The 15225-nt window shown below is 37.4% G+C and carries 17 protein-coding genes; 15 read left to right on the top strand and 2 right to left on the bottom strand.

The genetic code is table 11. The annotated features are described in order from the left end of the window. The first annotated feature begins 3 nt into the window (after window positions 1-3). The 3 genes from LZP85_RS07160 (at window position 4) to LZP85_RS07170 (ending at window position 2474) form a co-directional block, all read left to right on the top strand. The gene (locus tag LZP85_RS07160; protein ID WP_138117094.1) at window positions 4-1197 is read left to right on the top strand and encodes a thiolase family protein; all 1194 of its coding nucleotides are present in this window, start codon (window positions 4-6) and stop codon (window positions 1195-1197) included. 34 nt (window positions 1198-1231) lie between these two features. Next, window positions 1232-2044, top strand: coding sequence for a dioxygenase family protein (locus LZP85_RS07165; RefSeq protein ID WP_206782442.1), 813 nt, complete (start codon window positions 1232-1234; stop codon window positions 2042-2044). 100 nt (window positions 2045-2144) lie between these two features. Then, window positions 2145-2474, top strand: a complete 330-nt coding sequence (locus LZP85_RS07170) for a transposase (protein WP_206782441.1) — start codon at window positions 2145-2147, stop codon at window positions 2472-2474. 172 nt (window positions 2475-2646) lie between these two features. Here the strand turns inward: LZP85_RS07170 and LZP85_RS07175 are convergent, their stop codons facing one another. Then, window positions 2647-3483, bottom strand: coding sequence for a hypothetical protein (locus LZP85_RS07175; protein WP_206782440.1), 837 nt, complete (start codon window positions 3481-3483; stop codon window positions 2647-2649). A 58-nt stretch (window positions 3484-3541) separates the two neighbouring features. On the opposite strand from LZP85_RS07175, the gene LZP85_RS07180 reads away from it, so the two are divergent. Further along, the gene (locus tag LZP85_RS07180) at window positions 3542-3997 is read left to right on the top strand and encodes an ABC-2 family transporter permease (RefSeq protein WP_226639844.1); all 456 of its coding nucleotides are present in this window, start codon (window positions 3542-3544) and stop codon (window positions 3995-3997) included. Then, window positions 3998-4738 (top strand): ABC transporter permease, encoded by a 741-nt coding sequence (locus tag LZP85_RS07185; RefSeq protein ID WP_206833439.1) that lies wholly within the window; start codon window positions 3998-4000, stop codon window positions 4736-4738. A gap of 36 nt (window positions 4739-4774) precedes the next feature. Here the strand turns inward: LZP85_RS07185 and LZP85_RS07190 are convergent, their stop codons facing one another. Further along, a complete protein-coding gene (locus tag LZP85_RS07190; RefSeq protein ID WP_061785509.1) occupies window positions 4775-5614 on the bottom strand; it encodes a YitT family protein in 840 nt (279 codons plus the stop codon). A gap of 259 nt (window positions 5615-5873) precedes the next feature. On the opposite strand from LZP85_RS07190, the gene LZP85_RS07195 reads away from it, so the two are divergent. From LZP85_RS07195 to LZP85_RS07240, 10 genes are all read left to right on the top strand, one after another. Beyond that, entirely contained in the window at window positions 5874-6206 is a 333-nt protein-coding gene (locus LZP85_RS07195; protein ID WP_157803591.1) for a YolD-like family protein, read from the top strand. Between the two features lie 152 nt (window positions 6207-6358). After that, window positions 6359-6499: a hypothetical protein gene (locus LZP85_RS07200; protein ID WP_165932490.1), complete on the top strand. Its 141-nt coding sequence runs from the start codon at window positions 6359-6361 to the stop codon at window positions 6497-6499. Between the two features lie 341 nt (window positions 6500-6840). After that, a complete protein-coding gene (locus LZP85_RS07205; RefSeq protein WP_025910762.1) occupies window positions 6841-7593 on the top strand; it encodes a DeoR/GlpR family DNA-binding transcription regulator in 753 nt (250 codons plus the stop codon). Then, window positions 7590-8504, top strand: a complete 915-nt coding sequence (gene pfkB, locus LZP85_RS07210) for a 1-phosphofructokinase (protein WP_206833440.1) — start codon at window positions 7590-7592, stop codon at window positions 8502-8504. The genes LZP85_RS07205 and pfkB overlap by 4 nt, the downstream gene beginning before the upstream one ends. Before the next feature lie 12 nt (window positions 8505-8516). Continuing rightward, a complete protein-coding gene (locus LZP85_RS07215; RefSeq protein WP_144594011.1) occupies window positions 8517-10388 on the top strand; it encodes a PTS fructose transporter subunit IIABC in 1872 nt (623 codons plus the stop codon). A gap of 184 nt (window positions 10389-10572) precedes the next feature. Then, complete coding sequence (locus tag LZP85_RS07220) at window positions 10573-11955, top strand: aspartate kinase (protein ID WP_078989848.1); 1383 nt, start codon at window positions 10573-10575, stop codon at window positions 11953-11955. A 74-nt stretch (window positions 11956-12029) separates the two neighbouring features. Next, window positions 12030-12506 carry a YusW family protein gene (locus LZP85_RS07225; RefSeq protein ID WP_226639845.1) on the top strand — a complete coding sequence of 159 codons (477 nt, stop codon included), beginning with the start codon at window positions 12030-12032 and terminating at the stop codon, window positions 12504-12506. A gap of 286 nt (window positions 12507-12792) precedes the next feature. Then, window positions 12793-13374 carry a superoxide dismutase family protein gene (locus LZP85_RS07230; RefSeq protein ID WP_206782433.1) on the top strand — a complete coding sequence of 194 codons (582 nt, stop codon included), beginning with the start codon at window positions 12793-12795 and terminating at the stop codon, window positions 13372-13374. Beyond that, window positions 13307-14218 (top strand): FAD-dependent oxidoreductase, encoded by a 912-nt coding sequence (locus LZP85_RS07235; protein WP_226639847.1) that lies wholly within the window; start codon window positions 13307-13309, stop codon window positions 14216-14218. Before LZP85_RS07230 ends, LZP85_RS07235 begins: the two co-directional genes overlap by 68 nt. 15 nt (window positions 14219-14233) lie before the next feature. Continuing rightward, the gene (locus tag LZP85_RS07240) at window positions 14234-15202 is read left to right on the top strand and encodes a nucleoside hydrolase (protein WP_119543334.1); all 969 of its coding nucleotides are present in this window, start codon (window positions 14234-14236) and stop codon (window positions 15200-15202) included. Window positions 15203-15225 lie beyond the last annotated feature (23 nt).

A 15225-nucleotide genomic window follows, 5' to 3' on the forward strand; every position in this document is an offset into this window, starting at 1 on the left:
AAATTGACAAATGTCGTTATTATTGATTCTGTTCGAACAGCTATTGGGAAATTAGGAGGAGCATTAGAAAATGTTCCTGCTGATTTTCTAGCAGCTACGGTTCTTGAAGAAGTGGTCAAACGGGCGGATATTCCAAAAAATATAATCGATGAAGTAATAATGGGCCAGGCAAAACAAAGTGCTGATGCATCAAACTTGGCTAGATTAGCTCTACTCCGCGCAGATTTTCCCGTAGAAGTACCAGCTTATACTGTCCACCGACAGTGTGGGTCTGGAGTGCAAGCAATAAATTCAGCTAGTCAGCAAATTCAATGCGGCTTAGCCAAAGTTATTATTGCAGGCGGAGCAGAGTCGATGAGTACGGCTCCATATTATATGAGGAATATTCGTTTTGGATTAAAATCAGGAAATGGACAATTGTTAGATCCTAATACTGCAAGTCAACCCGGTTCACAGCCTATTGAGGAGTATGGCATGTTAACAATGGGAATGACAGCAGAAAACTTGGCAGAAAAGTACTCTATTTCAAGAACAGAACAAGATGAGTTTGCATTAAGAAGTCAGGAAAATGCGAAAAGAGCAATCTCTAATGAGAAATTTACAAAAGAAATAGTCCCATATCAACTAAAAACGAGAAAGGGAGTAACTGAATTTAAAACGGACGAGCACCCGAGAGAAACTAGTCTAGAAAAATTAGCCCAATTAAAACCAGTATTTAAGGAAAATGGCACGGTTACAGCAGGAAATAGTAGTGGCAGAAATGATGGCGCATCTGCTCTTTTACTTATGTCAGAAGAAGAAGCAAAACGAATCGGGAAAAAACCAAAGGCAAGGATCGTAGCACAAGCAGCCGCTGGTGTGTCACCAAATCTGATGGGAATTGGACCTGTCCACTCAACTTTGAAAGCGCTTCAAATTTCAAAGTTGAGATTGAATGATATTGATTTGATTGAACTAAATGAAGCATTTTCTTCTCAAGCTTTAGCTGTAATAAAGGAATTAAAGCTTGATATAAGTAAGGTAAACCCTAATGGTGGTGCAATCGCTATGGGACATCCAATTGGTGCCACAGGTGCAATTTTAGCCACTAAGGCCATACATGAGCTAGAAAGAACGGGAAAAAGATATGGTCTTATCACTTTATGTATTGCAGGGGGATTAGGGATTACAACTATTATCGAAAATACTCAATTATAGATAAAAATTTATATAAAAATGGGAGGAAGAAGAAATGAAAAATCAAAAAGTAATTGACGTGTATAATGGATTAGTTGTTAAATTTAAAGAATTAATTAGCGAATACGAAATTGACCATAATGATTATCAAGATCTTGTCAATTGGATGGATCAGCTTGGAAAAGCAGGAGAGATTCCTTTGTTCATGGACGTATTCTTTGAAACACATGCCCTCCAAGAAATGTATAAGAATGTAAAAGGGACTGAACCTACTATTCTAGGTCCTTACTACATTGAGAATACACCTGATATTCAAAATCCAGGAGTATTGCCTCAACGTGAAAATGAGCCGGGCGATGTCCTCTACTTTTCAGGCACAGTAAAAGATATCGATGGAAATCCCCTTGCTAATACGAAGATTGATATGTGGCAAGCAGATGCGAATGGCGAGTATTCATACTTTGCGGAAGGGATTCCAGCTAATAATCTCCGAGGTGTATTTTACACTGATGCCAATGGAGAGTTCGAAGTGAAGACAGTTGTTCCAGGTAATTATTCAGTGCCAACTGATGGACCGTCAGGTCAGTTCTTAAAATGGGTGGATCACCATGCCTATCGTCCAGCTCATTTGCATCTCTTATTCCAACCAGAAAACGGCGATAAGCTAGTCACACAAATTTATTTTGAGGGCGATCAATATTTAGAAGATGATGTGGCACAAGGAGTTCGCGGAAGCCTAATTACCAAGCTAGATAAACATGAGAAGGCAGAAAAAGGATTGAAAAACGACTATTACACTGCACATTTAGATTTTGAACTTAGATTGCAAGATAAGCCAGTTTTCAATAAAGCAGTTTTAAATAACTAATAGTTTAATTGATGACAATTTATATACCTGGATTTAGTATAGTTTCATGGACACCATTTAATTAAGTCCTTACAATTATTTTTGAGAGGATGTGTCCGAAATGGAACGTAAACGTGCAGGCAAAAAATACAATGATAAGTTTAAGAAAACCATTGTGGATTTATATCATGCGGGAAACTCGGTTAAAGATTTAAGCAGCGAATATGGCGTATCAGAAGTAACAATCTATAAATGGGTGAAGGCATTTACGCCTATCAGTTCAGAAGAAGGTTCTCTAACTCCGAAAGAATTAGCTGAGATTCAGAAGGAAAACCTTCGATTAAAACAAGAATTAGATATTCTAAAAAAGCCCTTTGAAGTTTTTCTTATTACTATTACTTCAAAGGGCTTTTATTTAGTTTGTTGTCAACTTTTGAAAAAATTTGTTTAAGCCATATAAAACTGCTCCTATGAAACTTCCTAAAGCAATTGATCCAGTAATCATTAAACTAATTTCCTTAATTGTAACTGGTGTCATAAACTGAGTGGATGAAAATAATAAAACGATAACAATTGGTATTAAAAACCATAGAATTGTTTTTTTAAATTAAATCACCTCCAATTTATTTTATAGTTCTATACTTATAAACATTCCCTTTACTGTCACCTCTTAAATATACTTTTACAAATTTCTCTTGCATTGTAATACCTTGTCCAGCGATATAGTATCCCCATGATGCATTTCCTTGAACATACAGCTCTGCCGTTTTAGTTGATATACTCTTGCCGCCACTTTTAAGCATGCTTATATTCCAAACACTTACGTTTCCTCTTTTAAGGTAACTATAAACTTCTTTAGCAGTTACTTTAGTACCGTTGTAAGTAAACCAGCCAGAAACATATGCTTTCCATAAAGTTAAGCCTGTCCAGTTTTTAGCTGTATAAGAATTATAAACATGCTTTTTCTTAGAAGAAGTAGCTGCTGCAGCCATCATTAAGGTATTAGAAGAAGTAAGTTCTGAATCACTAGCCGGTTCTTCAGTGCCTTCCTCAGTTTCTGAAACAAAGAAAGTATCGCTATCTGTGAAGATTAATTGAGTATCATCATTAACGTCGTAAGCTCTAAAATTTCCTTCATCAATTTGTTCATCAATATACTCAGTAACATCTTCAACATTATCTAAAGAAGTATTATCAGCTTCTTCAGTATTAGTTACTTTCAATTCAACAGAATGCTCTTCAAGATAATTATCTATAGCACTATTAATATCTGTTTTCTCTGGAACATCTTTTAAATAATTAACTAAGTTTTCTTCCCTATTTTCTACACTTATCTTACCATCATTTTGTTCCTCAGCAGATGCCGATGAACCAATACCAAATAATAAACTTACTCCTAAAGCACCACTTACTGTTAAACTAGTAGGAGACGAACGAGAAAAAATGTATAAAAAGCGCATGTTTTATACATATGCAATACCCCAGTATATATAGCTTTTTGGAAATGAATGTTAATATATGAGAGATAAATTCCATAATGATAATGTTCAAAAAGCCACCTCTATCGACGATGTAGCAAAGTTTCTAATTGTTTTATGTATGCTATTTATATCTTCTTGTTTATTATTCATAGGTACCTATCTAATTGGTTTAGGTTTTGGGTTTGGTCAACCTAATTCCATAAGTGAATTATTTTTAAACAGCTTTTATCCATTTTTTGCTGTGATACCTGTAGTGGCTACTCAGCTTTGGGTTGCCATTTTGTATCAAAATCAAAGCAAGGCACTATCCTTAGGAATTATGATGGGAGTGTTTATCTTATACGCTGGTGACATGCCGTTTTGGTTTATTTGGCAGTGGCCAAGCTTAATTTTTATCGATTTTCCTCAATTGTATATGATGATGGGAGTTGTAGTAGGAACAATATTTTGCTTTTTAGGAGCTCTGCATTTTCAAAGAAAGGATGTGAAATAAATGACGATATGGAATTTAGTAAGAGTGGAAATCTATAAAATGTATAAATCAAAAATGACAATTCAGCTCATTATTATAAGTCCGCTTGCAGCTGCGGTTATTGCGTTTCAGGGCAGTGATAAAGAACTTATACCAAATCATCAATGGTTAACACCGCTCATTTTGATGTGCTTTATGCATAGCTTATTTTTACTTCCGTTATTAACAGGAGTGTTAGCATCTTTAAGCTGCAAGCATGAACATGATCATGGGGGATGGCGCAGGTTTTTAACCCTTCCAGTTAAGAGAAGCCAAGTGTATTTGAGTAAATTTATTACCATTATTCTATGTACAGCATGTATTCAATTTCTTTTCTTTATTGGTTGGGTTCTAGTAGGTAAAGTTGCTGGTTATACGAATCCAATGCCTCTTTTGAAAATGACGGGGATAGTTGTGAGTGGTTGGATTGCTACGTGGCCTATAGCTGCCTTTATGCTTTTTGTAGCAACGAAATTCACAAGTTTTGGAGCAGTGTTAGTAATCAATGTGATTTGTACAGTTCCTAATTTGATGGTTGTCAACTCAGAGCGGTTTAATCCATGGTATCCATGGGTACAGCCTTTTCTTGGTATGATGCCCCAAGATGCTGGTATTTTTCAATTTTTATTCTTTACACCAGGAACATTACTCATTACTGTTTTAGGGAGCTTTGCTTTCTTTTTCGTCAGTGGCTTAACTTATTTTAAACATAAAGCTATCTAAATGGTGAAAAAACCCTTCTATTATATAATAGAAGGGTTAGCCTGCTTTCGGTAAAGTAAAACCGAGACCAAATACATCTCGCACATCATGCACTACAACAAACGCTTGATCGTCCACTTTATGAATAATTCGCTTTAGCTCTAAAAGCTCTTGCTTGTTAATTACAATATAGAGTACTTGTTTGGCTTCTTTTGTATAGCTGCCGTGCGCTGTAAAAACCGTTACGCCACGCTCCATCTTATTATTAACTTGTTCAGCCACTTCGTTTGAACGAGTTGAAATAATCGTTACGGCTTTGCGAGGGTTTAATCCTTCAATAATATAATCAAGTACCTTTGTACCAATGTAGAGTGCGATAACGGTGTACATCGTTTTTTCGCCTCCAATTACAAAATAGGCACTTCCTACAACGACTAAATCAATCGCAAGCATGGTTCTGCTAATATTCCAATCAAAGTATTCATTAGTCATTCGAGCAATAACCGCAGATCCACCTGAGGTACCCCCGCCTCTAAACACGAGGCCAAGACCGATTCCAACGAATAGGCCAGCGAAGATGGCGCCTAAAAGAGTATCGTCTAGCGGTGCTCCTGCTTCTTCAGTTAGATGTAAAAAAACCGAAGTAGCCACAATAGAAAGGACCGTATAGACAATGACGCGTCTATGTAAAAACTTATATCCAACCAAAACGAGCAGGCCGTTAATAATAAAGTTTGTTATACTTGGAGACCACTGGAACAGGTAGTATGTAATCATAGTAACCCCAGTTACGCCACCTTCTGCAAGCTCGTTTGGAATAGCAAAATAGTTGATACCAAGCGCAAAAATTAAGCTACCAAGTAAAATTAGTATAATTTCTTTTATTCGTTTTACCATCATATACATCTTCTTTCTAGTGTGTTAATTTTCATTCTGGCGAAACTATCTCCATGAAAATGTATTATATCAAGGAGACTACTGGAATGAAAGACTAGTTTTTAAAAACGAGAGGTAAATTTTTTGACACGCTGAACTTCATATGGAAAAATGAAAAAGTTATGCAATGAATAAAGCATTTTATGATAAATAAAAATAATTTCTGCTTTACAAAAAGAACGTATGTTCGTTAATATGGATAATGAAAGGGGAGAGGGAGTTGTATCAAGAAGAACTAAAAGAATATGCCAAGCTTTTGATGCCCGAACATGTGGAGCAGATGAAAGAAATTTATCGTTCTCATCTAAAATTAGAGACACCACCAGTACGAATGCAAGGTAGAGAAAAGATTAGTCAAATCCTTCATACAGCGTGCGAACAACATCGACTAGTTAATCTACATGTTTATGAAGGAGGTAGCGTTCGAAAGTATGATCGAGTCACGATTGATTGTATTGATCAGCAATCAAACCGCCTTTTAGCAACGGGTCCTTATTATACATATTCTATTCGGGAAAGCTTTGTTGTTAACGCAATGCTGTGCATGGATTAAGCTGCTTCAATTTTGAAGTAGCTTTTATTGTATTCATTGGCTTTGTATCTTTTTTGTGGAGTCTGCATATACTGATAAAAAAGCTCGCGGCAGCACGAGGTAGTATTGAGTGTAAAGTGTGCCGTAGCGATATAAAAAAGAAGGGGAAAGCTATGCAAAATGAAAAAAGTCAAGTGAGAGAAATTGAGTTAACGCAGTTCATCAAAAGAAGGCTCGTTCGCTTTGCATCTAGTTTAGCTATTTCATCGGCGCTAGCATCCATTTTATACATGCTGTTGTTTCTATTTAAATAACGAACTTCCCAATGGTTGTCCAAAAAAATGGACAACTTTTTGGTGTGGGCAAATTTAATTGAACAAGCTTTATTTGTTATAAAACAATCATAAACGTTCAATGATGACAGGTTGAACAATTAATATGACCGCATTATAACATTTGGTTATAACGTTTGATTTTAGTGTAAATGTGTTGAAACCTACATATTAGAGCGCTTCCGTTAACCGTAAGTTTTTATTAAAAAAAACAAAAAAAGTGAATGAAACTGATTTTTTATGATTGATTTTGAAAGATTTGCGTGTTAAAGTAAAATCATGAAAGATAAATGAAAACGCTTTTTTGGAAAAGGAGTCACGTTATGCTAACACCTGAAAGGCATCAGCTAATGTTAAAGCTTTTAAAAGAAAAAGAGCTTGTTAAAGTGCAAGAGTTTATTGAAGTGACGGGTGCCTCTGAGTCCACAATACGTCGTGACTTAAGTCAGTTGGAAGAAGAACAGCTACTTAAACGTGTTCACGGTGGTGCTTCACTAATTCAGAAAAAGCGAATTGAACTAAGCGTTATAGAAAAAGCTGATAAAAATGTAGAAGACAAACAAAGAATTGCTGAATACGCAGCTTCTCTTATCCATGAAGGCGATTGCATCTTTTTAGATGCAGGAACGACAACGTATGAAATGATTCCATTTTTAAAACAAAAAGATGTAGTTGTTGTGACAAATGGGCTTATGCATTTAAATTTAATGCTTAAAGAAGGTATTACCCTTTATTTAACAGGTGGTGCTCTTAAGCATAAGACAGGTGCTTTAATTGGAAATGGTGCGCTCTTAAGTTTAGAGCAGTATCGCTTTGATAAATGCTTCATGGGAGCAAACGGAATTCATCATCAATACGGATACACCACACCTGATCCTGAGGAAGCCCTTATTAAACAAACAGCGATGAAGCTATCTCATGAGTCTTATATCCTGGCAGACTCAACAAAATTTTTTGAAACCAGCTTTGCAAAAATAGCAGACCTACATGCAGCAACTGTTATTACAAATGAGCTACCGCAAGAGGTGCTTATACAATATGCAAACAAAACAGACATAAAGGTTGTGAAATTATGATCTATACATGTACGTTAAACCCTTCAGTTGATTACATTGTACATGTAACAGACTTTAAAGAAGGCGAATTAAACAGAACAACAAGCGAAGTAAAGTTTCCGGGTGGAAAAGGAATTAACGTATCTCGCGTGTTGAAACGATTGGGCGTCGAAAACAAAGCGCTTGGTTTTATCGGTGGGTTTACTGGAACATATATTGAAGATTACTTGAAAACGGAAGAAATCAAAACCGCTTTTACAAGAGTTAATGAAGATACTCGCATTAATGTAAAACTAAAAACAAAAGCTGAAACAGAAGTAAATGGACAAGGGCCTACTATTTCGGAAGAAGCTCTTCAGCAGCTTTTACAGCAAATCGCTCAGATGGAAGAGCATGATGTGCTTGTGTTAGCAGGCAGTATTCCGAAAACGCTTCCAAAAGATATTTATGAAACGATTACGCAACAAGCTACTGCTAAAGGTGTGAAAGTTGTCGTAGATGCAAGTGGGAAAACACTTCTAGATGTAGTGAAGCATAATCCATTTTTTATTAAGCCAAATCATCACGAGCTTGGCGAATTATTTAATGTTGAGGTAAGCGGTGTAGAAGATGCAATTCAATACGGTCAAAAACTAGTCGAAATGGGAGCAAAAAACGTAGGAGTTTCCATGGCTGGGGACGGGGCACTGTTGATTACAAAAGATGCAGTGTACCGAGCAACTGCACCAAAAGGAAATGTTAAAAACTCAGTTGGAGCAGGCGATTCACTAGTAGCGGGTTTTCTAGCTGCTTACACAAAAGCAAATGACTTACTTGAGGCATTCCGTACAGGAGTGGCATCGGGTAGTGCTACAGCTTTCTCGCTTGAACTATGTGAAAAAAGCTATGTAGAAGAATTATTAGAACAAGTTTCAATTACAAAGATAAAGTAGGGGGAACCGAGAATGAGAATTACAGAGCTATTGAAAAAAGACACAATCATTCTTGATCTACAAAGTTCATCAAAATCAGATGTTATTGATGAGCTAGTTGGCAAATTGGATGAAGCAGGTCGTCTAAACGATCGTGAAGGATATAAGCAAGCAATTTTAAACCGTGAATCACAAAGCACAACGGGAATTGGTGAAGGGATTGCCATTCCACATGCAAAGACAAGCTCGGTAAAGATGCCAGCAATTGCATTTGGGCGTTCAAAAGAAGGGCTTGACTATGAATCACTTGATGGTCAGCCGGCACACTTATTCTTTATGATTGCGGCAAGTGAAGGAGCAAATAATGCTCACTTAGAAACGCTATCACGCTTATCAACGTTATTAATGGATATAGATTTCCGTCAGTCATTATTAAATGCTGCGTCAATTGATGAAGTTATCCAGTTAATTGATGATAAAGAAACAGAGAATGAACAGCCAGAAGAAGTTGATACAAAGTCGGATGATGAGCTAGTTTTAGCAGTTACGGCGTGCCCAACAGGTATCGCTCATACTTATATGGCAGCAGATAGTTTAAAAGCAAAAGCAAAAGAAATGAACGTTACGATTAAAGTTGAAACAAACGGTTCAAGTGGTATTAAGAACGCATTAACAGCTGAAGAAATCGAAAAAGCAACAGCAATTATCGTAGCGGCTGACAAACAGGTTGAAATGGCTCGCTTTGCTGGTAAAAAGGTCATACAAGTACCAGTAGCACAAGGGATTCGTAAACCAGAAGAGTTAATTAATCGAGCGCTTAAAGGAGATGCACCTGTTTATAGCGGTGACGGTGGTAAATCTGAGAGCGGTTCTTCTGGAAGTTCAGAACGTAAAGGGTTTTATAAACACTTAATGAGCGGTGTATCTGCAATGCTTCCATTCGTAGTAGGAGGCGGGATTTTAATTGCCATCTCATTCATGTTTGGTATTGATGCAGTCAAACCCGATGATCCAACCTATAATGCGTTTGCAGCAGCATTAAATACAATTGGTGGCGGTAACGCATTTGGTTTAATGATTCCAGTATTAGCTGGTTTCATCGCGATGAGTATTGCCGATCGTCCAGGTTTAGCACCAGGTATGGTCGGAGGTTTAATGGCTTCTACTGGTCAAGCCGGTTTCTTAGGTGGGCTAATCGCAGGTTTCTTAGCAGGTTATATCATACTTGGATTGAAGAAATTGTTCAGTCGTTTACCACAGGCATTAGATGGTATTAAGCCAGTTCTTTTATACCCATTATTCGGGATATTCATTACCGGAATGATTATGCTTTATGTCATTATCGATCCAGTTAAAGCAATCAATGATGGATTAACACAGTGGTTGAGTGGGTTTGAAACAGGTAACTTAGTATTATTAGGAATTATTTTAGCTGGTATGATGGCCATTGATATGGGTGGCCCAATCAACAAAGCAGCATTTACGTTTGGTATTGCAATGATTGATGCAGGAAACTTTGGTCCACACGCTGCAATTATGGCTGGTGGTATGGTACCTCCATTAGGCTTAGCGTTAGCAACAACAATCTTCAAAAATAGATTTACACAGCAAGAACGTGAAGCAGGAAAAACATGTTACGCGCTGGGAGCTTCATTTATCACAGAAGGAGCTATTCCATTCGCAGCAGCAGATCCAGGTCGCGTAATTCCAGCAGCGGTTATTGGTGCAGCAGTAGCAGGTGCCTTAACAATGGTATTTGGTATTGGTTTACCAGCTCCTCACGGTGGTATTTTCGTAATTGGTGTAGTAGAGGGTAACCCATTCTTATACGCACTAGCTATCATTATCGGTGCAGTTGTAACAGCTCTACTTGTTGGAGTATTGAAAAAGAAAAAAGTAGTTTAAAAGCTAAAACCTCCTGTAAAAAGCAGGAGGTTTGTATTTCTATTATAGACATTTGTTCTTTTTGGAAGTACAATAGATTTAATATTCGAAGAATTGTTAGAAAAATTAGACAGAAGGCTTTTTTGTCAGACAGATTATGTTACAATAGTTGAATATTAAAAACAGGTAAGGAAGTGTCTCAAACATGAAGGTTTCGAAATTCGGCGGGAGTTCAGTTGCAAGCGCAGCGAAATTTAAACAAGTTGCACAAATCATTCAAGCAGACAAAGAGAGAAAAATGATTGTTGTATCTGCACCAGGAAAGCGATATGCTGATGACACAAAAATGACAGACTTATTAATTGCGCTGGCTGGGAAAATTCAGCTAGGTGAAGATTACGTAGAAGAGTTTGGCAAAGTCATTGATCGTTATCGAGAAATTGTGACTGAGTTAGAAATGTCTGAAGAGATTATCACGGAAATCATTGATAACATTGACTCATTAATTTCTTTACATAAAAATGACCCATTCCGCTTATTAGATTGTTTGAAAGCAAGTGGTGAAGATAATAATGCAAGATTAATGGCTGCATATCTACAGCATTTAGGAGAAGAAGCTTCGTATGTAAATCCTAAAGAAGCGGGTATTTTTGTATCAGATGAGCCAGGTCGAGCAAGAATTTTAGAGCTTTCTTATGAAGAGTTACCAAAGTTGAAAGAGCGTGAAGGCATTTTAGTTATCCCGGGCTTCTTTGGTTACTCTGAACAAGGCAATATTGTGACGTTTTCAAGAGGTGGTTCTGATATTACAGGTTCTATTGTTGCTGCTGGTGTTAAAGCAGACTTATATGAAAACTTCACAGATGTAGATGCAATTTATAGCGTAGATCCAAGACTTGTTGAAAAACCTTGTGAAATGAAAGAAGTGACGTACCGAGAAATGCGCGAATTGTCTTATGCAGGCTTTTCTGTTTTCCATGATGAAGCGCTTGAACCTGTCTTTAAATCCGGGATTCCGGTATGCGTCAAGAATACAAACAATCCCAAGGCAAAGGGAACATTTATTGTCTCTAAGCGAAAAGTTGGTGACCAACCTGTCGTAGGCATTGCAGGTGATAAAGGCTTCTGCAATATTCATGTCGATAAATATTTGTTAAATCGTGAAATCGGATTTGGCAGACGGCTTCTGCAAATTTTAGAAGATGAAGGGATTTCATACGAGCATACGCCGTCCGGAATCGATAACATTTCAGTCGTTATGCGTGAACATCAGCTAACGCCGGAAGTAGAAGAGCGGGTACTTGATCGTATTCAAACAGAGTTGGAAGTAGATAACATTTCAATTGAACGAAATTTAGCGCTAGTAATGGTAGTAGGAGAAGGAATGAACAGTTCTGTTGGAATTGCGGCTAAGGCTACAGAAGCATTTGCCAAAGCAGGCGTGAATTTAGAAATGATTAACCAAGGTTCTTCAGAAGTAAGCATGATGTTTGGAGTAAAGGCTGATGCACTTGAAAAAGCAGTACAGGCATTGTACAACACTTATTTTAATAAAATGTACAGCATTTCATATTCAAGCGTAAAGTAATTTACTAGTATGCGTATAATAAACGTCTCGTTGGGTATACGAAGAGTAGTCGTATATTTAAGGAGGCGTTTTTTATGTTGAAAAAAGTATCTGTTCTTTCTGTATCGTTCGCTGCTCTATTAGGTTTAGCTGCATGTAATAATGATGAAGTGGAATCTCCACCACCAGAAGCTCCGGTTGAAGACAACGTAGAGCAACAATCAACAAACAACGAAAATGATCAAAATATGGCGTTTAACTTCTCGAAGTTCGATTTGGATGTAGAGTATAAAGGTTTAAACAATGACTATGAAGTAGACTACGAAAATGAAAAAGATGATATGGAAGCAAAAATTGACGATGAAGCAAATGATAATCATTTAAAAGGCAATGAGGCTTTTGACGAGCTATCATCTAAGTTTGAAAAATTAACGTTTGACCAGAATACATCTGAAGAAGATGTTGTCAAAGAAGTAGCAAAAGTATTTAATTTAAATGGTGATTATGAATCATTTGAATTAGAAGTGCGCTTTGCTGATGGAACTGAAAAAGAATACAATATTAACAAATAGAAAAAAGAGGCTGAGACATAAATATCTCAGTTAGTGATCTATCCGAACGATTGAGAGTTAACTCTCAATCGTTCGGATTTTTTGTTGGTTCAGAAAACAATTTTAAAAAAGAGTGGGGCGCAATGGAACGAACTTGTTCCTACAACCCAACCATTATAAAAAAGTAATGGCTCTTCCTTGATTTGAAAAGGAATTAATTCGTTCTGTCCCGCGCTCTTTTTTTGACGTCTAAAAACCTATGAAATGTGAAAGGATGATGATATGAAAGCTGAAGGAGGAATTAATAATGAAAACAATCTTAATGAAATGCTGTGTCAGCGCAGTTTTCTTACTGTTAGCTGCCTGTGGGTTAGGACAAGGTCAACAACATTCCCAGGATGAGTACCAACCAGCTGCAGAAGTAGATAAGGAATCAGTTGCGCCATTAACGGTAGAATTAATGGATACAAAAGGGGCAAAAGTGGGGAAAGCAACCCTTACAGAAGAGAAAAATGGAGTTCGTATTAAAGTCGAAGCAGAAGGGTTAATTCCAGGTAGACATGGTTTTCATATTCACGAAATTGGTAAATGTGAAGTTCCAGATTTCAAAACCGCAGGTGGACACTTTAATCCCTATGATCGAAAGCATGGATTTAAAAACCCGAAAGGCCCTCACGGTGGTGATCTTCCTAATTTAGAAGCAGATAAGCGCGGGGAAATTAACGCAGAGACTTTCGCTTCACTTGTAACGCTAGCGGAAGGAAAGCCTAATTCATTACTAGATGTTGACGGTTCATCCCTCGTTATTCATGCAGGGCCAGATGATTATGAAACGGACCCTGCAGGGAACTCTGGCGACCGCGTTATTTGCGGCGTCATTACGAAATGAAACGTTAAAAAGTAAAAGTCGCGAAGGAGCGTTTTATGTAAAGGGAGGACTGTATCAAGTTGCAGAAAGACTTCAGACGTACATTGAAAATCATGGAGGAAAAGCAATAAAAGGAAGAGAAGCAGTACGAATAGAAAGAAAGGACAATCGGTGGATTATCCATGACCATCGTGATAATTCCTATGATGCTTTTCATGTTGTGTGCAATGTGCCGGTTCAAAACTTAGGCACAATACTAGATGAAGACGTATATATGAAGCTAACCCCAAAGCTGAGAGCAAAAGCGAAATTACCGCAGTGGGGTACATATACGATGTATTTGGCTGTCAAAGAAGAAGATTTACCGAATAATCTTTCTTTATTTCAGCAAATTCTTCTATCAGAGCAAGGAGATATGACAGAAGGTGAACACATTTTTGTTTCCATCTCCCATCCAAATGATGAAATGGGTGCACCAAAAGGCTATCGAACGATTACAGCTTCAACTCATATTGAGCTAAACAAGTGGCAAACAAAAGAAGCTTACGATGCTAAAAAAACAGTGATGGAAACAAAAATGATTGAAGGAATAAAAACAGTCATTCCACATATTGAATCTGCCATTTATCAAATTTCAGGTGGACCGGTGGCGTGGGAACGTTTCACATCCAGAGCTCAAGGGGGCGTAGGAGGATTTCCTCAAACGTTAGAGAATGCTCTGTTTAACAGTCTTTCCCATCGCTCGGGTGTTAAGGGCTTATGGCTCTGTGGAGATACGATTTTCCCTGGTGCAGGAACGATCGGAGCATCTGTAAGCGGGTATCATGTATTTCAAAGCATCACTGAACATAAATATACTATATAAGGTGTGTGTTAAAAAATGGGAGGTGGTGCTTTGCGAGAAGAGATTAACGTCTTGTTGTTTATGGACCCAGGTATTGATGATGCCGTGGCGCTTATGTATGCTCTTTTACATCCTAATATTAACGTAGTAGGGGTTGTGAGCGGATATGGAAATGTATCAAAAGAAGATGCGATTTTAAATACTTCTTATGTTTTAACGTTAGCAAATCGTAAAGATATTCCAATTATAGAAGGGGCTAAAGGACCAATCACAGGTGAAATCTCTGTTTTTTATCCTGAGATACATGGAGAAACTTTAGGGCCAATTAATGTTCCTCCATCCTTTGCGTTACCGGTGGAGCCATTTAGTAAATCATTCGAGTTAATTGAAACGTATAAAGGGAATATTACGGTGATTGCTACGGGACGTCTAACGGAATTAGCTATGTTATTTGTACTTCATGGGGATGTATTAAATGAATATGTAAATGAATTTTTTATAATGGGTGGCGCTTTTATGGTGCCAGGAAATGTTACGCCTGTTGCAGAAGCTAACTTTCATGGCGATTCTATTGCGGCTAATGTAGTTATGGAACGAGCAGAAAAGGTGCGAGTGTATCCATTAAACGTTACTCATAAGGTTATTGTAAAGCCGGAAACGATTCAAAAAATATCATCAACCAGTCAAAACCCATTTCAACCTCTAATATTACCAATTTATACTTATTATTTTGAAGCCTATAAAAAGCAATGGCCTGGTATACAAGGAACGCCTATACATGATATCGTTCCGTTAATGGCTTTAGTTAACGATGAGCTTATTCAATATGTTCAACGTAAAGTAAGTGTAGAGTTAAGTGGAGAAGCAAAAGGAGAAAGTATCGCAGATTTTCGACCTAAAACATTAGTTGAAGAACAAAAAGAACCATCATATATAGCTTGGGGTATTAATGAACAGGCATTCCTAAAAGAGCTTACGACAATTTTAGTAAGACCCGTAAAATAAGTAAAGTCCCCATGATACTGGGG

Source organism: Priestia flexa (genome assembly GCF_021441905.1).
Taxonomy (GTDB): domain Bacteria; phylum Bacillota; class Bacilli; order Bacillales; family Bacillaceae_H; genus Priestia; species Priestia flexa.